This is a genomic window from Rhodopseudomonas sp. G2_2311, from assembly GCF_047501505.1.
Lineage (GTDB): Bacteria > Pseudomonadota > Alphaproteobacteria > Rhizobiales > Xanthobacteraceae > Rhodopseudomonas > Rhodopseudomonas palustris_H.
Map to the genome: position 1 here is coordinate 73,431 of NZ_JAZDRK010000010.1, position 21,107 is coordinate 94,537.

The 21,107-nt window shown below is 66.4% G+C and carries 17 protein-coding genes; 3 read left to right on the forward strand and 14 right to left on the reverse strand.

Annotated features, from left to right (window positions below; translation table 11 throughout):
- The first annotated feature begins 19 nt into the window (after positions 1-19).
- Together VRZ08_RS14745 and VRZ08_RS14750 are read left to right on the forward strand one after the other, a co-directional pair.
- Positions 20-2,299 (forward strand): ATP-binding protein, encoded by a 2,280-nt coding sequence (locus VRZ08_RS14745; protein WP_414533014.1) that lies wholly within the window; start codon positions 20-22, stop codon positions 2,297-2,299.
- Positions 2,292-3,932, forward strand: coding sequence for a potassium channel family protein (locus VRZ08_RS14750; protein ID WP_414533015.1), 1,641 nt, complete (start codon positions 2,292-2,294; stop codon positions 3,930-3,932). The genes VRZ08_RS14745 and VRZ08_RS14750 overlap by 8 nt, the downstream gene beginning before the upstream one ends.
- 6 nt (positions 3,933-3,938) lie before the next feature.
- Here the strand turns inward: VRZ08_RS14750 and VRZ08_RS14755 are convergent, their stop codons facing one another.
- From VRZ08_RS14755 to VRZ08_RS14780, 6 genes are all read right to left on the reverse strand, one after another.
- Entirely contained in the window at positions 3,939-4,763 is an 825-nt protein-coding gene (locus VRZ08_RS14755) for a phosphodiesterase (RefSeq protein WP_414533016.1), read from the reverse strand.
- On the reverse strand, positions 4,760-5,584 hold the full coding sequence (locus tag VRZ08_RS14760; protein WP_414533017.1) for a phosphodiesterase: 825 nt from the start codon (positions 5,582-5,584) through the stop codon (positions 4,760-4,762). The genes VRZ08_RS14755 and VRZ08_RS14760 overlap by 4 nt, the downstream gene beginning before the upstream one ends.
- Before the next feature lie 64 nt (positions 5,585-5,648).
- Complete coding sequence (locus VRZ08_RS14765; RefSeq protein WP_414533018.1) at positions 5,649-6,929, reverse strand: ABC transporter substrate-binding protein; 1,281 nt, start codon at positions 6,927-6,929, stop codon at positions 5,649-5,651.
- 29 nt (positions 6,930-6,958) lie between these two features.
- Positions 6,959-7,795: a carbohydrate ABC transporter permease gene (locus tag VRZ08_RS14770; RefSeq protein ID WP_414533019.1), complete on the reverse strand. Its 837-nt coding sequence runs from the start codon at positions 7,793-7,795 to the stop codon at positions 6,959-6,961.
- On the reverse strand, positions 7,792-8,751 hold the full coding sequence (locus VRZ08_RS14775) for a carbohydrate ABC transporter permease (protein WP_414533020.1): 960 nt from the start codon (positions 8,749-8,751) through the stop codon (positions 7,792-7,794). Before VRZ08_RS14775 ends, VRZ08_RS14770 begins: the two co-directional genes overlap by 4 nt.
- The gene (locus tag VRZ08_RS14780; protein ID WP_414533021.1) at positions 8,744-9,898 is read right to left on the reverse strand and encodes an ABC transporter ATP-binding protein; all 1,155 of its coding nucleotides are present in this window, start codon (positions 9,896-9,898) and stop codon (positions 8,744-8,746) included. Before VRZ08_RS14780 ends, VRZ08_RS14775 begins: the two co-directional genes overlap by 8 nt.
- A 127-nt stretch (positions 9,899-10,025) precedes the next feature.
- On the opposite strand from VRZ08_RS14780, the gene VRZ08_RS14785 reads away from it, so the two are divergent.
- Positions 10,026-10,904 carry a LysR family transcriptional regulator gene (locus VRZ08_RS14785; protein WP_414533022.1) on the forward strand — a complete coding sequence of 293 codons (879 nt, stop codon included), beginning with the start codon at positions 10,026-10,028 and terminating at the stop codon, positions 10,902-10,904.
- A gap of 5 nt (positions 10,905-10,909) precedes the next feature.
- Here the strand turns inward: VRZ08_RS14785 and VRZ08_RS14790 are convergent, their stop codons facing one another.
- The 8 genes from VRZ08_RS14790 to VRZ08_RS14825 form a co-directional block, all read right to left on the reverse strand.
- Positions 10,910-11,605, reverse strand: a complete 696-nt coding sequence (locus tag VRZ08_RS14790; RefSeq protein WP_414533023.1) for an ABC transporter ATP-binding protein — start codon at positions 11,603-11,605, stop codon at positions 10,910-10,912.
- A complete protein-coding gene (locus VRZ08_RS14795; protein ID WP_414533024.1) occupies positions 11,602-12,375 on the reverse strand; it encodes an ABC transporter permease in 774 nt (257 codons plus the stop codon). The genes VRZ08_RS14790 and VRZ08_RS14795 overlap by 4 nt, the downstream gene beginning before the upstream one ends.
- Complete coding sequence (locus VRZ08_RS14800; protein WP_414533025.1) at positions 12,365-13,357, reverse strand: ABC transporter substrate-binding protein; 993 nt, start codon at positions 13,355-13,357, stop codon at positions 12,365-12,367. The genes VRZ08_RS14795 and VRZ08_RS14800 overlap by 11 nt, the downstream gene beginning before the upstream one ends.
- Before the next feature lie 15 nt (positions 13,358-13,372).
- Positions 13,373-15,232, reverse strand: a complete 1,860-nt coding sequence (locus tag VRZ08_RS14805; protein ID WP_414533026.1) for a [FeFe] hydrogenase, group A — start codon at positions 15,230-15,232, stop codon at positions 13,373-13,375.
- Positions 15,233-15,236: 4 nt separating this feature from the next.
- The gene (locus VRZ08_RS14810) at positions 15,237-17,234 is read right to left on the reverse strand and encodes an FAD-dependent oxidoreductase (RefSeq protein WP_414533027.1); all 1,998 of its coding nucleotides are present in this window, start codon (positions 17,232-17,234) and stop codon (positions 15,237-15,239) included.
- 173 nt (positions 17,235-17,407) lie between these two features.
- A complete protein-coding gene (locus tag VRZ08_RS14815; RefSeq protein WP_414533028.1) occupies positions 17,408-19,117 on the reverse strand; it encodes a chemotaxis protein in 1,710 nt (569 codons plus the stop codon).
- 4 nt (positions 19,118-19,121) lie between these two features.
- Positions 19,122-20,213, reverse strand: coding sequence for a protein-glutamate methylesterase/protein-glutamine glutaminase (locus VRZ08_RS14820; RefSeq protein ID WP_263990122.1), 1,092 nt, complete (start codon positions 20,211-20,213; stop codon positions 19,122-19,124).
- A gap of 20 nt (positions 20,214-20,233) precedes the next feature.
- Complete coding sequence (locus VRZ08_RS14825; protein WP_107353758.1) at positions 20,234-21,076, reverse strand: CheR family methyltransferase; 843 nt, start codon at positions 21,074-21,076, stop codon at positions 20,234-20,236.
- Positions 21,077-21,107: the final 31 nt, after the last annotated feature.

Genomic DNA, 21,107 nt, shown 5'->3' on the forward strand with positions numbered 1-21,107 from the left:
GAGGCCGAGCGAGGACGTGATGGGTGAGGCCGACAGCGGCGGCATCGTCACCGCCAGGAACGTCGATCTGTCGAGCTGCGACCGCGAACTGGTGCAATATCCGGAAGCGATCCAGCCGCACGGCGCAATGCTCACGGTCGACGAGCAGTCCGATCGCGTGCTGCATGCCAGCGCCAATTGCGCGGCGTTCATCGGCAAGCCGCCGGAAGCGGTGATCGGCGCCCCGATCGTTTCCGTGCTCGGGCCGGGCTGGCGCGAGCTGATCGGCTCGCTGCACCGGATGCCGCTCGACAGCGGACCGGTCAACATCGCGCGGGAGTCCTTCCTCGGCTCGGACCAGGGCTGGCATCTGTTCGCCCATCGCTGCGGCGGGCTGATCATCCTCGAATTCGAGAAAGCCGAACCGGAAGCCGCCGGCACCGCTTCGAACCTGTATTCCGAAGTCCGCGCCGACCTCGCGGCACTGCAGGCCACCGAAGGCGTGCAACCGTTCTTCGATCTCGCCGTCGAGCGGATTCGCGCCTTCACCGGCTACGACCGGGTGATGGCCTATCGCTTTGCCGAAGACGGCAGCGGCCAGGTGATCGCCGAAGCGAGACGCGAGGATCTCGAACCATATCTCGGGCTGCATTATCCGGCGACCGACATCCCGGCACCGGCGCGGCGGCTGTTCGCACTGAGCTGGGTGCGGCACCTGCCGGATGTCGGCTACACGCCGGTGCCGCTGCTCGCCGCCAACTCACCGCTGGTCACCGGACCGGTCGACATGAGCTTTGCGAGCCTGCGCAGCGTCTCGGTGATGTACACCGGCTATCTGAAGAACATGGGCGTGCAATCGACGCTGGTGATGCCGCTGGTGAAGGAAGGCCGGCTTTGGGGCCTGATCTCGGCGATGCATCATGCGGCTCCCCGCCACATCTCGCACCAGATGCGGATGGCGGCGGAATTTCTCGCCCACACGCTGTCGCTGCTGATGTCGGCCAAGGAAGATGCCGAGCAGTTCGAACGGATCAGCGCCCGCAAGGCAGCCGCGGATGAACTCACCCGCCTGCTGACCAACGAGGCCGACGTCGGTGCTGCGTTACGCACCTCGGGCTCGCTCGATTTGCTGAATGCGATGGTCGATGCCGGCGGCGTTGTGGTGCTGTCCGGCGGCGACTTAGCAACCCGCGGCGACACGCCAGCCCCCGGGCCGCTGCGCGAACTGACAAACTGGCTGCTCGATCACGCCGCGCCGGTGTTCGCCACTGATCGCCTGCCGGGCATCGATTCCGCCGCGCAAGCCGTCGCCAACCAGGCGAGCGGTGTGCTGGCAGTGCGACCGCTGCCCGATCAGCCGATGCTGATCGCCTGGCTGCGGCCCGAGCAGATCGAGGACGTGCAATGGGCCGGCGACCCGCGCAAGCCGGTCGAGATCAGCGAGGCGGACGGGATGCAGCGGCTGCGGCCGCGCAACTCCTTTGCGCTGTGGAAGGAGAGCGTGCAGGGCCGCGCGGTGCCGTGGCGCGACGACGACAAGGATGCCGCCACACGGCTCGCCACCGCCATCGCCGAGATCGTCGCGACCCGCAAGGGACGGATCGAGCGGATCAATCGGGCGCTGGATGCATCGCATTCTGAGCTCAGCCGCTACACCGATGTCGCCTCCGCCGAACTCAAGGAGCATCTGCGCGGCATCCACCATCTCACCACCTCGCTGCGCCGTCGCCAGGGCGAGGTGCTGGATGAGGAAGGGCGCCAGCAGGTCGCCACCATCCTGAAACTGACGCAGCGGATGGACTCGCTGGTCGATGCGCTGCTCGACCGCAGCCGAGGCGGCAGCGAAGCAGCCTCCGAGACGGTCGACCTCGACGCCGTGCTTGATGACGCCCTGGCGCCGTTCGCACGCCGGATCGCCGAAGACCGCATCGACGTGCGTCGGCCGATGCGGCTCGGGACGGCGCAGGGCCACCGCGAATGGATCGGTGAAGTGTTCACCAATCTGATCGGCAATGCGATCCGCTACAACAACAAGTCGGAACGCTGGATCGAAATCGGCGTCGAGGCCGGCCCGCCGCCGCGCTACTATGTGCGCGACAACGGCGTCGGGATCGCCGACGCCGACCAGCAATTGATCTTCCAGATGTTTCACCGCGTCGATCAGCCTGAGCAACGGTCCGACGGCGCTGGCGCTGGCCTCGCGATGACGCGCCGGATCGTGGCGCATCACGGCGGGCGGATCTGGGTGCAGTCCCGCCCCGGCGAAGGCTCGACGTTCTACTTCACCCTCGCCCCCGAGGCGGAGCACGGCGATGCGTAGCATCGTCCGCCTCGGGCTGTCGCGGCTGCGCCCGCCGCTGATCCTGCTGGCGCTGGTGTTTACCCTGTCGACGCTCGGCCTAATGCTGATCCCGGGGATCGATGCCGATGGACGCCCGTGGCGGATGACGCTGTTCGAGGCGTTCTACTTCGTCACCTACACGGCAACGACGATCGGCTTCGGCGAACTGCCGCATCCGTTCACCGACAAGCAGCGCGTCTTCGTCACCATCATCATCTATCTGTCGGTGATCGGCTGGGCGTGGCTACTGGGTTCGCTGCTCAGCCTGGTTCAGGAGAAGGCGTTTCAGCAGGCGTTGGTCGACCGCAGGTTTCGCCGCGCGGTCGAGAAGCTCGATCAGCCGTTCTATCTGGTGTGCGGGCTCGGCGACACCGGCATGACGGTGGTGCACGCGCTGCGCCAGCTCGGCTGCCGGCTGATCGCGATCGACAAGGACGAACGCTCGGTGCAGCAGCTCGAGATTGAGGGGCTGAACGGCAAAGCCCCGGCCCTAGTCGCCGATGCCCGTTCGCCCGAAATCCTGACCGCCGCCGGCCTGATGAAGCCCGAATGTAGCGGCGTGCTGACGCTGTGCAACGACGACGAGGTCAACCTCGCGGTCGCGATCGCGGCGTCGATTCTGCGGCCGGGCCTGCCGGTGATCGGCCGCGCCGACACACAAGCGACCGCGGCGTCGATGAGTTCGCTCGGCACCCACCGGGTGATCAATCCGTTCCGCGAGTTTGCCGACCACCTGACGCTGGCGATGCGGGCGCCGGACGTCTATCGGCTGATCGCTTGGCTGACCAGCGCACCCGGCGCCTATCTGTTTCCGAGCGCGCCGGCGCGGATGCCGGCAGCGCCGGGCCATTGGATAGTCTGCGGCTACGGCCGGTTCGGCCGCGAAGTCGTGGCCGCCGTGCAGCGCGGCGGCTTCACCGCGGCGGTGATCGATCCAGTCGGCTCACGGGTCGATGGTCATCACGCCGTCCACGGCCGCGGCGCCGACGTCGCGGCGCTGCACGAAGCCGGCATCGGCCATGCGTCGGGCATCGTGGCCGGCACCGACGACGATGCCGAGAATCTGGCCATCGCGCTGGCAGCGCGGCGGCTCAAGCCCGAGATCTTCGTGATCGCCCGGCAGAACCAGCGCTCCAGCCGGATGCTGTTCGCCAAGCTCGGCGCCGACATCACCATGGTGCCGAGCGAGATCATCGCCAATCAGTGTCTGGCCGCGCTGCGCACGCCGCTCTTGGCGGACTTTCTCGAAGCCGCACGTCACCAGGATGCGTTCTGGGCGTTCACGCTGTCGGAGCGGCTGCGCGCCGCGCTCGGCAACGAGACGCCGCAGTTCTGGAGCACGGACCTCGACGCCGACCATGCACCGAACTTCGTGGGCAGCCACGGCGCGCCAAGACAGCCGCTGACGGTGGCCGGACTGTGCGTCGATCCGGAGCACCACGACGCCGCGCACCCGCTGCGGCGGCGGGCGATCGTGCTGCGGCTGATCCGAGGCGACAGCACAATCGAGACGCCCGCAGACGACGTCGTGCTGCAGCCCGGCGACACGCTGCTGTGCGTCGGCTCCGCAGCCGCCGGTGCATCACAGCAGCGGCGGCTCGGAGCCCGCTGAGGCGCGTCAGAACGAGACGCGGTGCAGCGCGACGCTGTCGTGCAGCGAGAACAGCGGCCCGTCATACATGAACGAGCACTGGTGGATGACGATGCGATCCGCCTCAACGCTGACATGGGCGTAGTCCGGCGGCTCGTGCGAACCGGGAATGTGGCCCTCGGCCACCAGATCGAACGCGACCTGATGCGCCAGCCCGCGCTGGATGTGATACGGGATGCCGCGCCACGCCCCGGAAATCGGCCGGTGCAGATGCCCCATGAACAGATAGTCCGGCTTGCGGGTGCGGGCGATCACCTCCCACTCCGCATCCGGATTGGCGAGCCGGATCGTATCCATGTAGCGCAGCCCGGTGTCGAACGGCGGGTGATGCTGGAACAGCAGCAGCGGCCGGTCGGCGGGCGCCTCCGCCAGCGCGTGTTCGAGAAACGCCAGCCGCGCGTCGCACAACAGCCCGGAATGATCGGGCGCGGCCTCGTTCAGCGTATCCAGCGTGACGATCGTCGCCGCCTCGAACACCTGCATGGTCTGCACGAAGCCGCCCGCGGCACGCGGCACGCCGGGGAAGAATTTGGCGAAGGCCTCGCGCTTGTCGTGATTGCCCATCATCAGCATCGTCGGCGCGCGCAATCCCGCCAGCACCGAAGCCAGATTGTCGTAGGCAGGTTCTTCGCCCCAATGCGCCAGATCGCCAGTCACGATCACGAAGGCGATGTCGGGATGCTCGCGGTTGATCCGCGCCACCGCGGCACTGAGCCGTTCGGCCGGATCGAGCCCGTAGATGCGGCGGCCGCGGGCGACGAAATGCGTATCAGTGAGAACGACGAACTTCATCGCAGCATGGTCTCCCTGTTCCAGGCGTTGTAGTCGGGCGAGCCCTCGACCCGGACCTCGCCGGTGTAGCCGAACTCGACCATGTGCACGGTGACGTAGTCGTCGCCGAAGAACACCACGCCGTAGGATTCCGGCAGATCGGACGCGCTCAGCATCCGGCGCTCGGAGAACAGCGGATAGCTGGCGTGGTTGGTGCCGCGCAGCGAGCTGACCGGTACGCCGGCCACCGAGCCGGCCAGCGGCAGATGGCAATGGCCGAAGAAGATATGGCGGATGCGGTCGCGATGCCGGCCGACGATCTGGCGGAATGCGCCATCGTCGAGCAGCCGGATCTGATCCATCGGGCCGAGATGCGTCGGCATCGGATTGTGATGCATGAACAGCAGGAACGGCCCGGGATGCTCGGCGAGCTGCCGGGTCAGCCACGCCCTGCGCGTCTCGCAATAGCGCCCAGCATGGGTGCCGGCCTCGACCGTATCGAGCAGCAGGCAGCGACCGGCCGGCGTGTCGACCACGCCCTGCGCCAGGCCGTGCTCGTCGGCATAGTCCGGAAACACGCTCAGGAACGTCTCGCGGGAATCGTGATTGCCGATGCACAGCCGCACCGGAATCGGAAACGCGTCGATCTGCGCTTTCAGCCAGCGATAGTCGTCGGCGTCGCCCCAGTCGGACAGGTCGCCGGTGATCACCATCAGCTCGGCTTCTTGATGGTCGCGCAGGATATGGGTCAGCGCCTTCTCGAAATTCAGCCGTGGATTGCGTCCGCCGATCGTCGCGCCCGGCGTGGTGAGGTGGATGTCGCTGAGATGGATCAGTTTCATGGCCCGCTCCAAAACGAGACGCGACGGAGCGCAGGATGCACTCCGTCACGAGTTTGTCCGCGTGTTACTTGGCGGCGCCGACGGTCTTCGGCAGCAGGGCCTGAACGTCGCGGCTCATGTCCGCCAGCACCGCGTCCGGCTCCTTGGCGCGCGCGCCGGAGACGATCGAGTTGAGGTGGTCCTTGATCACGTCGGTGATCTTCAGGCCGTTGTCGCCGGGGAAGGCGTACCATTTGGTCAACAGGCCGAGCTGGCCGACCGCGGTGTAGTTGTTCGGGTTCTTCTCGTAGAAGTCCTTCAGATAGACGTCGTTGGCGACCTTGTTGGGCGGCATGTAGCCGGTGGTCTCGGCCATGATCGCCGCGCCCTTCGGGCCGGTCCAGAACTTCACCACTTCCCAGGCGGCGTCGCGCTTGGCCTTGTCCTTGGCGGTGATCAGCACGACGTTGCCGCCGGCTGGCAGACGGCCGTTCGGCTTGACCACGTCCGGGAACGCGATGGTCTTCAACGCGAACTTGCCGCCGATCATGTCGGTGGTCTTCTTCAGGTCCGACGTCGAGGTGATGTGGATGCCGGTCTTGCCGGCCGCGAAGGTGGCGCGCATCGACGGCTGGTCGAGATTCGGCATGCCGCCTTCGGTGACCAGGCGGGCGATGGTGCGCATCGCGAACTGGCCTTCGGGGCCGTCGAACGCCACCTTGGTTTCATCCGCATTCAGCATCGAGCCGCCGCGGGCGAACACCGGCGCCTGCCACAGCCAGTTGCCGGTGATGTCCCAGGCATAGGTGATGCCGTTGGTGTCGGGGCCGAGCGCCTTGACCTTCTTGGCCAGATCCAACAGGCCGTCCCAGGTGGTCGGCAGGTTGTTCACGTCGCCGCCGGCCTGCTTCACCAGATCGAGATTGACGTAGACGATCGGCAGCGAGATCGCGAACGGCAGCGCATAGACTTTGCCGCTGGCGGCGCCGATGTCGTACATCGCCTGATGGAAGCCCTGCTTGTCGAAATCCTTCTCGGCCGCGATGTAGCCGTCGAGCGGCGCCGGGATATTCTTGTCGACCAGAACGCGGATGCGGTTCAGGCCCTGAAAGGTGACGTCGGGCAGCTGATTGGTCACCGCCTCGCGTAGCACCTTCTGGGTGGCTTCTTCATACGACTCGTAAGGCGCCCGGAACGTCACCTTGATCTCCGGATGCACCTTGGCGAACTCTTCGGCGATCCGCTTATGGGTCTCGGTGAACAGCTCCGGATACGGGAACTGCAGCACCACTTCGGTCTGCTGCTGGGCGTGGGCGAAGCCGGCAACCAGCGACAGCGCGGCTGCGGCGATCCATCTCTTCATCATGCGAATTCTCCTGTTCGGGTCGATGCGGGTTATTTCAGTCCGGTCAGCGTGATGCCTTCGATGAAGCGGCGCTGCACCAGCAGGAATGCGATCACCAGCGGCGTGATGATCACCAGCGCCGCGGCCATCAGCGGGCCGTAAGAGGTGCCCGCTTCGGCATTGCGGAAATGCGCGACCGCGAGCGGCGGCGTGTAATATTGCTGGCTGTTGAGCACGATCAGCGGCCAGAAATAATCGTTCCAGTGCGCCACCACCGAGAAGATGCCGAACGCCGTGACGGCCGGGATCGCGGTCGGCAGCATCACCCGCCAGACGATCGCGAATTCCGACATCCCGTCCATCCGCGCGGCGTCGAGCAGATCGTCCGGCACGGTCATGAAGAATTGCCGCATCAGGAAGATGCCGAACACCGAGATGGTGAACGGCAGCACCAGCGCCGCGTAGCTGTCGAGCGCGCCGAGCTGATGCAGCAGCAGAAACACCGGGATCGCGGTCGCCTGCGGCGGAATCAGGATGCCGAACAGCACCAGCGCGAACAGCGCCTTGCGCCCGAGGAAGCGTAGCTTAGCCAGCGCATAGGCGGCCGGCAGCGCGATCAGCACCTGGCAGGTGAAGATCGCCACCGTGACGATCACGCCGTTGAGCAGGAAGCGGCCGAGATCGGCCTTGCCGAACGCGGTGCGGAGATTGTCCCATAGCGCGAAATGGCGCGGGATCAGATGCAGATCGCTGGAGTAGATTTCGTCCGGCGGCTTCGACGCGGTCGACAGCATCCAGACGAACGGCGCCAGCATCAGCACGGCGCCACACATCAGAGCGGCGTGGCGAAAGCTCGAGCGGATCAGGCTTCGTCGCGCGGCGCTCATGCGTAATGCACCTGCTTGGCGGCGAGCCGCGACTTCACCAGGGTCAGCAGCAGCACCAGGCCGAGGAACACCACGGTCACCGCGGCGGCATAGCCGGAGCGGAAAAACTCGAAGCCTTCCATGTACATGGTGTGGATCAGCACCTCGGTGGACTTCGACGGGCCGCCCTTGGTAAGGACGTGCACAGTGTCGAACACCTGAAACGACCGGATGCCGGTGATCACCACCACGAACAACGTCACCGGCCCGAGCATCGGCCACGTCACCAGCCGGAACCGCGACCACGCACTCGCCGCGCCGTCGACCTCGGCGGCGTCATAGAGATGCTTCGGGATCGACATCAGCCCGGCGAGGAACAACACCATGTTGAAGCCGACCGCCTGCCAGATCCCGATCACACAGAGCGCGTACAGCGCAGTGCCGCGATCCTGCAGCCACGGATGCGGCGCGAGGCCGACCATCTTGATCAGCCCGTTCACCAGACCGAACTGCGGATGCAGCATGAACTCCCACACGATCGCCATCGCGATCAGGGTCGCCATCACCGGCAGGAAGTAGATGGTGCGATAGAAGGCACGGAGATGCGTGCCGCTCTCGATCAGCATCGCCACGCCGAGGCCGAGGGCGACCGAGCCCGGCACCACGATCACCGCATAGGTCAGCGTATTGGTCAGCGAGATCCAGAACACCCGATCGGCGAACAGCTGCTGATAATTGGCAAGACCGATCCAGGCGAACGATGGCGCGCCGAGCTGATAATCGGTGAACGACAGCGCGATGACGCCGGCGAGCGGCCCCAGCAGCATCAACAGCATCAGCGTGAACGCCGGTGCGACCAAACCGTAGGCGACGGCGCCGCGACCACGGCGACGCGGCTTGGCCGAAGCGCGCGCAGTGACAGGCGCGTCGAGATCGCGCAGCGCGACGGCGGCATCGGACATGGTGACCTCAGACATGAGCCACCTCCCGGATCATCTCGACCGAGGCTTCGGTGCGGATCGCAATCCGCTTGCCGGCGGCATCGAATAGCCGGATCGCCTCGGGCGCAAAGCCGAACCGCTGGGTGCTGCCGATCGCCGGCAGCCGCAGCGGATCGTCGAGCCGGATCACCACCGGATCGGTCAGTCCGTCACAGCCGAGATGCACGAACGCTTCGGCCCCCATGTTCTCGACGTGCGCCACGACGCCGGACAAATCCCCGCCGCCGAGGCTCAGACGCTCCGGCCGGATCGCAACACGGCAGGGACCGGCGCTCGCCGCGGCGCGGGCCGCCAGCACGCGATCGAGCATCACGATGCGGCCGTCGGCCTGGACCGCACCCGGCAGCACGTTGATCTTGGGGCTGCCGATGAATTCGGCGACGCGGATATCGCGCGGATTGTCGTAGACGTCGCTCGGCGTGCCGACCTGCACCAGCTCGCCGCCGATCATCACGGCGATCCGGCCGGACATCGTCATCGCCTCGGCCTGATCGTGCGTGACGTAGACAAAAGTCGCTTTGAGCCGGCGATGCAGCTGCGCGATTTCGGCGCGCATATGCACGCGGAGTTTGGCGTCGAGATTGGAGAGCGGCTCGTCGAACAGGAAGCCGACCGGCTCGCGCACCAAAGCGCGGCCGACCGCAACCCGCTGGCGCTGGCCGCCTGACAGCTGCCCGGGCTTGCGCGTCAGCAGCGGCGAGATTTCGAGCTGCGACGCGACGCGCTCGACATCGGAGCGGATGCTACGCTCGACTCGGTAGCGGTTCGGGATCAGCCGGCCGAGCAGCGGGGCCCGCTCCAGCGCCGACAACCGCTTCATCCGCAGCGGCACCGCGATGTTGTCGAACACCGATAGATGCGGATACAGCGCGTAGGATTGAAACACCATCGCGAGGTTGCGCGCGCTCGGCCGGACGTGATCGACCGCAACGCCGCCGATCTTCACCTCGCCGGAGCTCTGCGGCTCCAAGCCGGCGATCACCCGCAGCAGCGTCGACTTGCCGCATCCGCTCGGGCCGACCAGCGACACGAACTCACCGTCGTGGATCGACAGATCGACGCCCTTGAGGACTTCGGTGTCGCCGAACGATTTGCGGATCGCGCTGAGCTCGATCTTCGCCATCACCTGTCCCCTGGCCTCGTTGCGATGCGGCACAGGGTTAAGGGCAGCGTCTGACAGTCACATAACGGTCAGCAGCTTGGCTTATGACCCTCACCAGGTTTCCTGGTGATGCGGAGACGTGAGCAGGATGGCTCTGACGTCGGCGCGGGTGCGCGCCGTCAACGCCGTTTTCGATGCCGGCAGCTTTGCAGCCGCGGCGCGGCGGATCGGCGTGACGCAATCGGCGGTGGCACAATCGGTGCGCGAGCTCGAAGGTGAGTTCGGCGTGACGCTGTTCGAGCGCCATGGCGCCAATCTGATTCCGACCTCGCTGTGCCGGCAACTCTACGGTGCCACCAGCCGGATGCAGGCGGTCGAGACCGATGCGCTGTCGATCCTGTCGCAACGCGAGGAGCTGGCCGGCGGCGAACTGCGCGTCGGGCTCGGCAACTCGATGCCCGGCATGGCGCTGATCGCAACCTTCAAGCAGATGTACCCCAAGGTGCAGATCGCGATCGAAATCGGAAGCTGGTCGGCGATCGTCGCCGCCGTGGTCGATCAGCGCGTCGACATCGGTGTACTGCCGGACGTGCCGGCCGACCGGCGCTTCCGCCGCGAGATCTGCCTGGAGCAGCGCGTCGTGGCGCTGTGTCATCCGACCCATCCGCTGAAGAAGAAGCCGCAGGTCTCGATCGCCGAGCTGATGCGCTATCCGCTGGTGTTCCGCACCCGCGATTCTTCAACACAGCGCGCCGTCGATCGCGCATTCCGCGCCGCCGGCCTGCGGCCGGTCCCGTCGATCGTGGTCAACACCCGCGAGGGCATGCTGGAGGCGGTCGCCAACCATCTCGGCGTCGGCTTCATGTGGGAGCACGGCTCCAGCCGGGTCGACCGTATCGCCAAGGTGCCGATCGCCGAACTCGACGCCGAGTCGCCGGAGTGCATCTTCGCGCTGTCCGGCAAAAAGGGGCGTCTGGTCGAACTGTTCTTCCTTGCCAACGGCGCGCACTCACCGCCGCGCGAGTGAGGCGGTCAGTTGCCGGTGGCGGCCGCCACGAAAGTTCGCACGACGTCGCTGGCCGGATGACGCAGGATCTCGGCTGGCGCACCGACTTGTTCGAGGCGGCCTTCCGACAGGATGGCGAGGCGATCGCATTGCATCGCCTCCGGGCCATCATGGGTAACGATCAGCATCGTCAGTCCGCGGCGCGCATGGATGTCCCGCACGATCCGCCACAGCTCGGCGCGCACCAGCGCGTCGAGTGCGCTGAACGGCTCGTCGCAGAGGAGCAGATCCGGCTCGATCACCAACGCGCGCGCCAGCGCCACCCGCTGCCGCATCCCGCCGGAGAGCTGGCGCGGATATTTGTCGGCATCGTCGCCGGACAGGCCCACGTTCGCGAGCATCGCCCGTGCGCGTTCGCGGCGCTCGCGCTTGGGTGGGCCAAGCGCGATCAGCGGAAACGCCACGTTGTCGAGCGCGGTGCGCCACGGCAGCAACGCGGGATCCTGAAACACCATGCCTAGCCGCGTGCTGCGGCGGTGCACGGCCCCGTCGTCCGGCCTCAAGAGCCCGGCGGCGAGCGCCAGCAGCGTGCTCTTGCCGCTCCCGGACGGCCCCATCACCGCGGTGATCGAACCTGCCTCGACGTCGAGATCGATGCCGCGCAGCACCGGCGCCTGATAGCCGAACCGCACACCGCGGAACTGCAGCAGCGGCTCGCTCATCGACCGCCGCTCCGCTCGTCGTCGCGCCATAGCCACAACCGGCGCTGCAGCGGCTGCAACACGCCGGCATCGACCACGATCAGCACGCCAACCACGACCACCACCCAGGCCATGGTTTCGGCGGTGTCGACATGAGCGCGCGCGGTGGCCAGACCATCGCCGATCCCGCCGGCGCCGGCGAGCAGCTCGGCCATCACCGCGACCTTCCAGGACATCGCCAGCGTCGTCACCAGCGCGGGGAACAGATGGCTCAGCAGCTGCGGCCCATACACTTCGGTCAGCCGCGCCGATAGCGGCACCTGGTACACCCGCGCCATCCGGGCCAGCATGCCGTCCAGGCTGCGGACGCCCTCCAGCGCCGCGGCGAACAGCATCGGACCGGTCGCGGCCGCGACCGTCACCACCACCGCCCAGCGGCCGCCGAACCAGAGCAGCGCCATCACCACCCAGGCGATCGCCGGGACCCCGAGCAGGATGATCGCGACCGGCTGCAGCGCGCGCTGCGCTTCTTCGCGCAGGCCGGCAAGCATCCCGGCACACGAGCCAAGCAAAACGCCGATGATCCAGCCAAGCCCGGCATTGCCGGCGGTCTCGAGCAGCGCCGGCCCGACCTGCCCAGCCCGGATCATCCGCCACAGCGTCAGCGCCGTGTCGCCGAGCCCCGGCAGGACCAGCGGCCCATACGCCCGATGGCCAATCTCCCACAGCGCCAGCAGCAGCGCGATGCCGACGAGGCTCCAAGCCCACGAAATCCGCGCGCTACTCCGCATAGAACGCCGCGTCCGGCAGCCGGCCGCCGACGACGCCGGGATCAAGCTCCATCAAATTCTTGAAGTACACTTCGATGTCGTCACGCGCCTGGCGCGCCGGAACGACATCGAGGCCGACATGGGGCAATGACGCGGCGATCACTGCGGCCGGCAGGCCGAGCGCCGGCGCGGCCAGCTCGGCGGCCTCGCGCGGATGTGCCGCAATCCAGCTACTCGCTTCGACGCAGGCGGCCTGCACCGCAGCGACGACCTCGGGCTGAGAGTGCAGCAGCTCGGCGCTGACCGCGAGTCCGACTTGCGGAATCCGGGGCCCGCGCCCGGTGTGGCGGCCATAAAGTTCAGCGATATCCAACACCCGATAGAGCGGCTTGCCGTCCTGCCTGGCGCGGAGCAGCGCAGTGGTGGCGGCAGGCTCGTGCAACACGGCGACGTCGCCGCGGCCGGCGAGAAACAGCGGCACCGCCTCGCCGGGCGAGCCGACATATTCGCAGCGGACGTCGCGGTCTGGATTGAGTCCGGCCCAGCGCAGCACCAGCCGAAACAACAGATCGGGCGCTTCATTCTTGTTCGACAGCAGAATGCTGCGGCCGGCGAGATCGGCGACCGACTTGATCGCCGGATCGCGGGCCATCACGTAGAGCACGCCCCAGGTGACGACGTTCAGCATCCGCGTCCCGGCGCCGCGGTTGAAGAAATTGGCCGCCGCGTAGGTCGAGGTCGCGAACAGCCGGAACTGTCCCGACGCAATCCCGGCGCGCATCTGGTCGGTGCTCTTCCAGAGCTGAAAGCGAATCCCGGGCGCAATCTGCTGCAGCCGCTCCGACGCGACCGCGCGGACGAACAGCGCCGACGGCGTCGCCGGAATTCCCCACAGCGTCAGCGGCTCCGCGGCGAACGTCCGCGTCAGTCCCAGCGCTGGCAGTGCCGCAAGACCGCGCACCACATCGCGCCGATTGGGGACCAGATGCTGTGGCGGCGACATCCTTTGCGCTCTCCGTTAGTACAGGATCGTGCTCATGGTGAGATCGTCCCAGATCTCCTTGACGGTGTGCTGCAGCTCGCGTTTGCGCGAGGCGTAGTGGGTGTGCAGCAGCCGGTGCGCGATCTCCGAATTCGGCGCCTGCAGCAATTCGCGATACAGCGCCTGCACCTGGGGATTGTTGTGCGACTGCCGGACCTTGGCAGCGCGGTCGACATTGTAGATGGTCTCGCGCCGTTTCAGCGCGAGCGGCAGATACTGCTTCTTCGAACGCAGCGATCCGCCGCCGTCGACGCAGCCGCCCGGACACGCCATCACCTCGATGAAATCGTAGTTCGCCTCGCCGCTCAGCACCGACTCCACTAGGCGGCGCGTATCGCCGAGGCCGTGAACCATCGCGACCTTGACCTCGCCGACCGGGCCGCCGAGATCGACAACGGCCTCGCGCAGGCCTTCAAAGCCGCGAAGCTGCGTCAGCTCGATCCGGTCCAGTTCGCGGCCGTTGACCAGCGCGTAGATAGTCCGCACCGCCGCTTCCATCACACCTCCGGTGGTGCCGAAGATCGCACCGGCGCCCGAATAGGCGCTGAGGAACGGACGGTCGAACTGCGACGACGGCAGGTCCTTCAGGTCGATGCCCTCGCGGCGTAGCAGACGGGCGAATTCGCGGGTGGTCAGCACCAGGTCGGTCTCGGGTTGCCCGTCGTGAACCATCTGCGGCCGCACCGCCTCGTCCTTCTTGGCGATGCACGGCATGATCGAGATCACCCGGATGCGCTCGGCCGGCACGCCGAGCTGTTCGGGCAGATAGCTCTTGGCGATCGTCGACAGCACCTGCTGCGGCGACTTGGTCGAAGACAGTAGCGGCAGCACGTCCGGATAGTGGATCTCGGCGAAGTTGATCCAGGCCGGACAGCATGAGGTGAAGGTGGGCCGCCGCCCCTGCTTCAGCCGCGTCAGCAGCTCGGCGCCCTCCTCCATGATCACCACGTCGGCAGCGAAGTTGGTATCGAGCACGACGTCGACGCCGAGCTTGCGGCAGGCGGCGATGATCTGGCCTTCGACGTTGGTGCCGGCCGGCAGGCCGAATTCTTCGCCGAACGCCACCCGCACGGCGGGGGCAAACTGCACCACGGTGACGACGTTCGGATCGCAGATGTAGTCGAGCGCCCGGTCGGTCTCGTCGCGCTCGCCGAGCGCACCGGTCGGACACACCAGCACGCATTGGCCGCAGGAAACGCACACCGAATTCGGGTAGCCGTCGGCGTCGCGCAGCGCCACCATCCGCTCCAGCCCGCTGCCTTCGATCGCCAGCGCGTCGATCTTCTGGTGATAGCGGCAGATCGCGACGCAGCGCTGGCAGCGGACGCAGCGCCGCATATCGCGCACCATCGCGGGCGAGCTTTGATCGACCGGGCGCGCCTCGGTCCGCTCGCGATCGAAGAACCGGTTCTGCTGCAGCCCGACGAACTGCGCCAGATCTTGCAGCTCGCAGCTGCCGTGGCGGATGCAAGTGGCGCAATCCTGCAGATGATCGGCCATCAGCAATTCGACCTGCAGGCGCTGCATGTCGCGCGCCTTCTTGGAGCGGGTCTGCACCTCCATGCCGTCACGCACCGGCGTATTGCAGGCGGTGACGATCTGCGGCGTGTCCTTGCCGGCCTGCAGGATCTCGACCAGGCACACCCGGCAGGCACCGGGGGCATGATCGATGTCTTCCAATTCGCACAGCGTCGGGATGTAGACGTCATAGCGCCGCGCGCAGGACAGGATGGTCTCGTTGGCAAAGCCGGCGCAGGCGACGCCGTTAATCGAGAGCGTGATTGTCGCTTCGGCGGGATCGCGGGCGGACTGGCTGGCCTGATCGGGCGTGCACATCGCTTCAAGCCGCTCCTTCCGGGATCGGATGCTTGGTGACGACGGAATAGACGCGATAGCAGCGCATGCAGCGCTGGGTCTCCGCGTAGGCGGCGCGGGCGTCGATGGTCTGTTCAACCTCGCCAAACATGTGCTTGCGCAGCTCGGGATCGATTTCGGGATTGTGCACCCGGTAGGCGTTGCGAACCGGCGCTTCGACGATCTCGTTGGCCAGCATATGGTTGTCGGCGATCAGCTTGCGCATCCGCGACCGCTTGAAGAACCGTACCGAGCCGCGCTGGATCCAGTCATCGATGTTGCGCGCCGCCTTCAGGCCGGCGGCCATCGCATAGACCAGCGTCGACGGACCGGTGACGCAATCTCCGCCGGCGAACACGCCCGGCCGCGAGGTGGCCAACACCCGATCGGTCGCGACGCAGCGCCAGCGGTCGAACGCGATGCCGTCGCTCTCGATCAGCGGACCGTCTTCGACCTGCTGGCCGATCGCGGCGATCAGCACGTCGCAGCGCATCGCCGTCTCGCTGCCCGGGATCGGCTTCACCGACCGCCGCCCGCCGGCATCGGGCTCGCTCGCCTGCATTTTGGTCAGCACCACGCCGGTGACCTTGCCGTGCTCGATGACGATCTCGGCCGGCGCGCTGAGGACGTGAAACTCGACGCCTTCGGCGCGGGCGGCTTCGATCTCGGCCGGATCGGCCGGCATGTCGGCGACGGTGCGGCGATAGACGACGTGGACCTTCTCGGCCCCGAGGCGGATCGCCGACCGCACGCAGTCCATCGCGACATTGCCGCCGCCGACCACCACCACTTCGCCGCTCAGCGCCAATGGCGCGATGCCGTCGACGTGGTCGTGAACCTTGAGCAGGAAGTCGATGCCGCTGAAGTACCCGGCGTGGGCATTGTCTTCGCCCGTAACGCCGAGCCGGGCGCCCTGCTGACAGCCGAGACCCAGAAACACCGCGCGGTAGCCGCGCGCAAACAGGTCGTCGATCGAGAAGTCACGGCCGAGGCGCTGATCGAACAGGAACCGGCCGCCGAGGTCGACAATGATGTCGGTCTCAAGCGCCAGCGTATCCTTGGGCAGCCGGTAGCTCGGGATGCCTATCTGCGCCATGCCGCCGGCCTGGCTGGCCTTGTCGAAGACGTCGACGTGATAGCCGCGCAGCAGCAGGTGATAGGCACAGGAGATGCCGGCCGGGCCGGCGCCGACCACCGCCACCCGCATGCCGTCGGCGAGCGGCTTGCGGATCATGTCGCGGGTAAATTTCAGCGCGTGCGGGCCGCTCTGCTGGTCGGCGACGTAGCGCTTCAGCGTCTTGATGCCGACGGCTTCGTCGACGAATTTGCGCCGGCACGCCTGCTCGCAATAGCGGACGCAGACCCGGCCGCAGGTCGCCGCCATCGGGTATTTCTGCAGCAGCACGCCGAGCGAGTTCTCCGGCTTGCCGTCGCGGATGTAGTCGATGTAGCGCGGCACGTTGACCTTGGAGGGACAGGCCTCGATACACGGCGCCGTCACATAGGCCATGCCGTGCTGCGCCGGGATCGGCCGGTGCTGTGCCAGCTCCTGTTCGATCCGTTCGCGAAAATCCCGCAGCGCCGCCAGCAGCGCGACCGCGCAGGTCTGCCCCAGCCCGCACAGCGAGGTCTGCCGGATCTGCTCGCCGAGCATCACGATGTCGTCGAGCGTCAGCGCGGCATCCAGCCCGCGACGCATCTGATCGAGCCCATCGCGGATCAGCACCGTGCCGATCCGGCAGGGTGTGCAGGCACCGCAGGATTGTTCGGCGGCGGCTTTCAGGTAATGGAATAACGCATCGACCAGCGAAACCGTGGGATCGAATACGAAGAATCCGCGGTCGGCGATAAAGGCGCGGATCGCGTTACCCTCGTCGAACTCATCGAAGTTCGCCAGCGCGTAGTCCGCCGCCCGCGCCTCGGCCGCGCCGGCTCGTGCGTCGTAGGCTACACCGTCCCAGACCCCGTAAACTACCTGCGTCATCCCGACCCCGCCCCAGGGTACCGCCCGCATCGATCAGCTAATCAAAGCTGATTTGCGCTGAAACCGTGATGACACAGATCAGAAATAACCAGTCCGGCCCGACGGGAGACGGGACAGAGTGTCATATTAGCAAGGCGGGGCCGTCGGGCGGAGCAAAGAAGAAGCGCTAAACGCTAAAACAACTCGAAATCGCAATCGGTTGCGGCGGGCGCCGCCTGCTTGGTGGCGATTCCGAACGGCAGCAGGAACTGACGATGGACGTCGCGCTCGCGCTCCATCGTGTAGCGAACGTAGAGCTCATCGAGCACGGCTTCGTCCTGATGGCTGAAGGAAGCCCGGCCCAGATCGCCCCCGGCTTCTTCAAGGCATTTTGCTACCGCCGGCAGCGTCGAGGCGCTGGAGGCAAGCGATGTCATCTGTTCGCGGGCGCCGTTCATCACCGCGTCGAACTTGGCACCTTCCTCGATCAGCCGGCCGATCAGTCCGCCGAGACGGTCGTTGCCGGCCTCGACGTCGTGCAGGGTTTGGAGAATGGCATTCTCCATGCTGGTCAGCTTGGTCTGATCGCTGCTCACGCGGGACTTGCGAAGGTCGTCGCCGACCTTGGCGATCTCGCTCAGCAGAGGCCTCAGCCGGGCCGCCGCCCCGGTCATCTGGTCGGCGGTCAACTTCATCTCATGCGCGATCACCACGAAGGCGCGACCTTTGGCGCCGAGATGGCCGGCGCGAAGCCCGGCATTCATGCCGATCAGCGAGATGTCGACCACCGAGTCCGACAGATTGGCGATCGCCTCGCGAAACTTCTCCAGCGTGTTTTCGACTACGCTGAGCGCCTCGTCGATCGAGCGCCCGCCGTCTTCGCACATCGCGATCAGGCTGGAGGCCTGGGCGAGAGTCTGCCGCACCCGCGACAAGAACGAGGCCGAACCGCCCTCCCGGCCGCCATGCAGCGACCGGCCCTTTTCGACCAGCGTCGCGACTTCGGTGAGAATCGTCGACAGCGCCCGGACGATGTCGCCGATTCCGGCGTCGAATTCCTGTTGGGTGTCGTGGAGCTGCACCGCTTCGAGATTGACCAGCAGCCGGGGCAGCGGCTGAACCTCGGTCATGTCCGGCACCAAGGTCGGCTCCGGTTCGGCAGCGCGCCGCAGGCCTTCGCAGACATGCTCCAGGCGCTGACGCGTACTATCGCCTGCCTGCAGCGAGATGATCGAGCGCCCAACCACCTCGCTGATGGTGCGCGCACTGCTGCCCGCCAGCTCGGCGACGCCGACGCTGTCGTTGCGCTGGCGGCCGAGATCGGAAAACGCCGACATCAATTCGCCGCCGGAGGCACCGAGCTGCGGCCGGTAGCGCCGCTCGAATTCGCTTTGCCGGCCCCAGGTGGTTTCCACCGCCGCCGCCAGCAGTTGCTGATCCTTGACGCAGGCCTCGATCGACGACTGCACGGCCTTGCCGAGATCGTACGCCTCGCGGGTGAACGCAATGAAGCCTTCGCGATCGCCCTCGAGCGAGGCCGACTCGATCTTGGCGCTGCGCGCGATCGTGGTGATCATCTCGACGTGCTTGAGCAATTGCTTCAGCAGCGAGCCTGCCTCGGCCACGCTGCGACGCAGCTGATCGAGCAGCGCACTTTCCGCCGGCAGCGTATCGGCGAGGCTCTTCAGGCGGCCCGCGATATCGCGCAGCGCGCCGGACGCGCCTTCGATCTGCGCCGACGACAGTTCGCGCGCGAGGTCGGTCAGGGCCTCATTGAGCCCTTGAAAGATGCCATGGCCTTCGCCGAGCTGCCCGCCGACCTGGGCGAAGGTAGTCTCAATTCGGGATGCAACGAGCTCAATCGACGCAACGGCGTCGGCAATCGGATGTTTCAATCGGGACACAACTTCAATCCGCTGAGGCAGGCTGCTTGGCTTGCTGCCAGGCCATGATCTCGCGCGGGATCTGGTTCAGCGACACCACCTTCTCGACAGCGCCGCAGGCAATCGCTTCCTTCGGCATGCCGAACACCACGCAGCTCTCTTCGTCCTGCGCGCAGGTGTAGGCGCCCAGTTTGCGCATCTCGAGCAGGCCGCGGGCACCGTCGTCACCCATGCCGGTCATGATGATGCCGAGCGCGTTGGCGCCGGCATATTGGGCGGCCGATCGAAACAACACGTCCGCCGAGGGACGATGCCGTGACACCGGCGGGCCGTCCTTGATAGCGATCTGATAACGCAGCCCGCTGCGGACCAGCAGCATGTGCCGGGCGCCGGGGGCGATATAGGCCCAGCCCGGCAGCACCGGATCGCCGTCCTCGGCTTCCTTGACGTTGATCTGGCAACCGGCGTTGAGGCGCTTGGCGAACGCCGCGGTGAAGCCCTGCGGCATGTGCTGCACGATCAGAATGCCGGGGCAGTTCGGCGGCAGCACTTCGAGCACGTCGTACAGCGCCTCGGTGCCGCCGGTGGAGACGCCGATGCAGACGATGCGTTCGGTGGTCGGGCGCGACCGCCCGGCGACCGGCGGCGGGATGATCGCATCCGCCGTCAGCTTCTGTTCGATGACTTTGCGAGCCGCGCGGGGGCGGACGCGGGCGCGGGCCGCAGACTTGATCGCTTCGCGCAGGCGGCCGGAGCTCTCCATCAGCGCCTGGCGGGTATCGATCCTTGGCTTGGGCACGATATCGACGGCGCCAGCCTCGAGCGCCTCGAACATCAAGTCCGAACCTTCGGGCGTCAGCGACGAGCAGATCACCACCGGGATCGGATGCTGCGCCATGATCTTGCGGAGGAACGTCATGCCGTCCATCCGCGGCATTTCGATATCGAGCAGGATGACGTCGGGGAGTTCGTTCTGCAGCCGCTTGGCCGCCACGAACGGATCGGACGCGGTCCCGATCACTTCGATTTCGGGGTCTTCGGCCAGGATGGTGCCGAGGACCTGTCGCACCGAGGCGGAGTCGTCGACGATCAGGACCCGGATCTTCTGCTTCGCCATCTGATGCGCTCCAATCATCCCTACAGTTTAAAGACGGTTGGTTGAACCTGCCTTAACTTCGGCAGGGCGCTGTGAATCATCGACTCGGAATGGCCGACCAGCAGATAGCCGCCCGGCCGCAGATGCGAGCACAGCTGCTCGACGACTTTGCGCTGCGTCGCGCGGTCGAAATAGATCAGTACGTTGCGGCAGAAGATGACGTCGACGTCCCGGTCTACCGGGTAGGACGTGTCCATCAGGTTCATCCGCGTGAAATTAGTCAGCCGGCGCAGTTCGGGCACCACTCGCACTTCGTCGCGGCTGCGGTCGCGCGAACTCAGGAAATAACGCTCGACGAACTGCGGCGGAACCGGCGCTGTGACTTCGCGATTGTAGATCGCCGCGGTGGCGACGCGCAGCACGGCGGTCGAAATATCCGTGCCGAGGATCCGGAACTGAAACCGCGACCCGGCTCGCACCATGTCGTCCAGCACCATCGCGGTGGTATAGGCTTCCATGCCGGTCGAACAGGCCGCACTCCAGACCTTCAGATCGTTGGACTTGCGGTTCGGCAGCTTCAAGAGGTCCGGCACCGCGACGGTTCTCAGGAAGTCGAAATGCTGCGGCTCGCGGAAGAAGTCGGTCTTGTTGGTCGTGACGACATCGATCAGATGCGTCAGCTCATCGTCCAACACCGACTTGTCGAACAGGTTGTCGACATACTCGCTGACGCCCGAATAGTTCAGTGCCCGCACCCGTTTGTGCAACCGTCCCTCGAGCATCAGACGCTTGGCGTTCGGCATCTTGATGCCGACCTGGTCTTCGATCAGCTCGGCAAGGGAACGGAACTGCCTGTCGGAAAGCTGGCGTTTGGCGTGGACCATCAAGCTACTCGTCAATTCGGTCCAGCGACCG

Bases quoted from the DNA above. Each gene is read 5' to 3' on its own strand.
- VRZ08_RS14795 (WP_414533024.1), bottom strand. From the start codon at position 12,375: ATGCGGAGTAGCGCGCGGATTTCGTGGGCTTGGAGCCTCGTCGGCATC.
- VRZ08_RS14790 (WP_414533023.1), bottom strand. From the start codon at position 11,605: ATGAGCGAGCCGCTGCTGCAGTTCCGCGGTGTGCGGTTCGGCTATCAG.
- VRZ08_RS14810 (WP_414533027.1), bottom strand. From the start codon at position 17,234: ATGACGCAGGTAGTTTACGGGGTCTGGGACGGTGTAGCCTACGACGCA.
- VRZ08_RS14755 (WP_414533016.1), bottom strand. From the start codon at position 4,763: ATGAAGTTCGTCGTTCTCACTGATACGCATTTCGTCGCCCGCGGCCGC.
- VRZ08_RS14750 (WP_414533015.1), top strand. From the start codon at position 2,292: ATGCGTAGCATCGTCCGCCTCGGGCTGTCGCGGCTGCGCCCGCCGCTG.
- VRZ08_RS14775 (WP_414533020.1), bottom strand. From the start codon at position 8,751: ATGTCTGAGGTCACCATGTCCGATGCCGCCGTCGCGCTGCGCGATCTC.
- VRZ08_RS14820 (WP_263990122.1), bottom strand. From the start codon at position 20,213: ATGGCGAAGCAGAAGATCCGGGTCCTGATCGTCGACGACTCCGCCTCG.
- VRZ08_RS14780 (WP_414533021.1), bottom strand. From the start codon at position 9,898: ATGGCGAAGATCGAGCTCAGCGCGATCCGCAAATCGTTCGGCGACACC.
- VRZ08_RS14760 (WP_414533017.1), bottom strand. From the start codon at position 5,584: ATGAAACTGATCCATCTCAGCGACATCCACCTCACCACGCCGGGCGCG.
- VRZ08_RS14785 (WP_414533022.1), top strand. From the start codon at position 10,026: ATGGCTCTGACGTCGGCGCGGGTGCGCGCCGTCAACGCCGTTTTCGAT.
- VRZ08_RS14825 (WP_107353758.1), bottom strand. From the start codon at position 21,076: ATGGTCCACGCCAAACGCCAGCTTTCCGACAGGCAGTTCCGTTCCCTT.
- VRZ08_RS14745 (WP_414533014.1), top strand. From the start codon at position 20: ATGGGTGAGGCCGACAGCGGCGGCATCGTCACCGCCAGGAACGTCGAT.
- VRZ08_RS14805 (WP_414533026.1), bottom strand. From the start codon at position 15,232: ATGTGCACGCCCGATCAGGCCAGCCAGTCCGCCCGCGATCCCGCCGAA.
- VRZ08_RS14765 (WP_414533018.1), bottom strand. From the start codon at position 6,929: ATGATGAAGAGATGGATCGCCGCAGCCGCGCTGTCGCTGGTTGCCGGC.
- VRZ08_RS14770 (WP_414533019.1), bottom strand. From the start codon at position 7,795: ATGAGCGCCGCGCGACGAAGCCTGATCCGCTCGAGCTTTCGCCACGCC.
- VRZ08_RS14800 (WP_414533025.1), bottom strand. From the start codon at position 13,357: ATGTCGCCGCCACAGCATCTGGTCCCCAATCGGCGCGATGTGGTGCGC.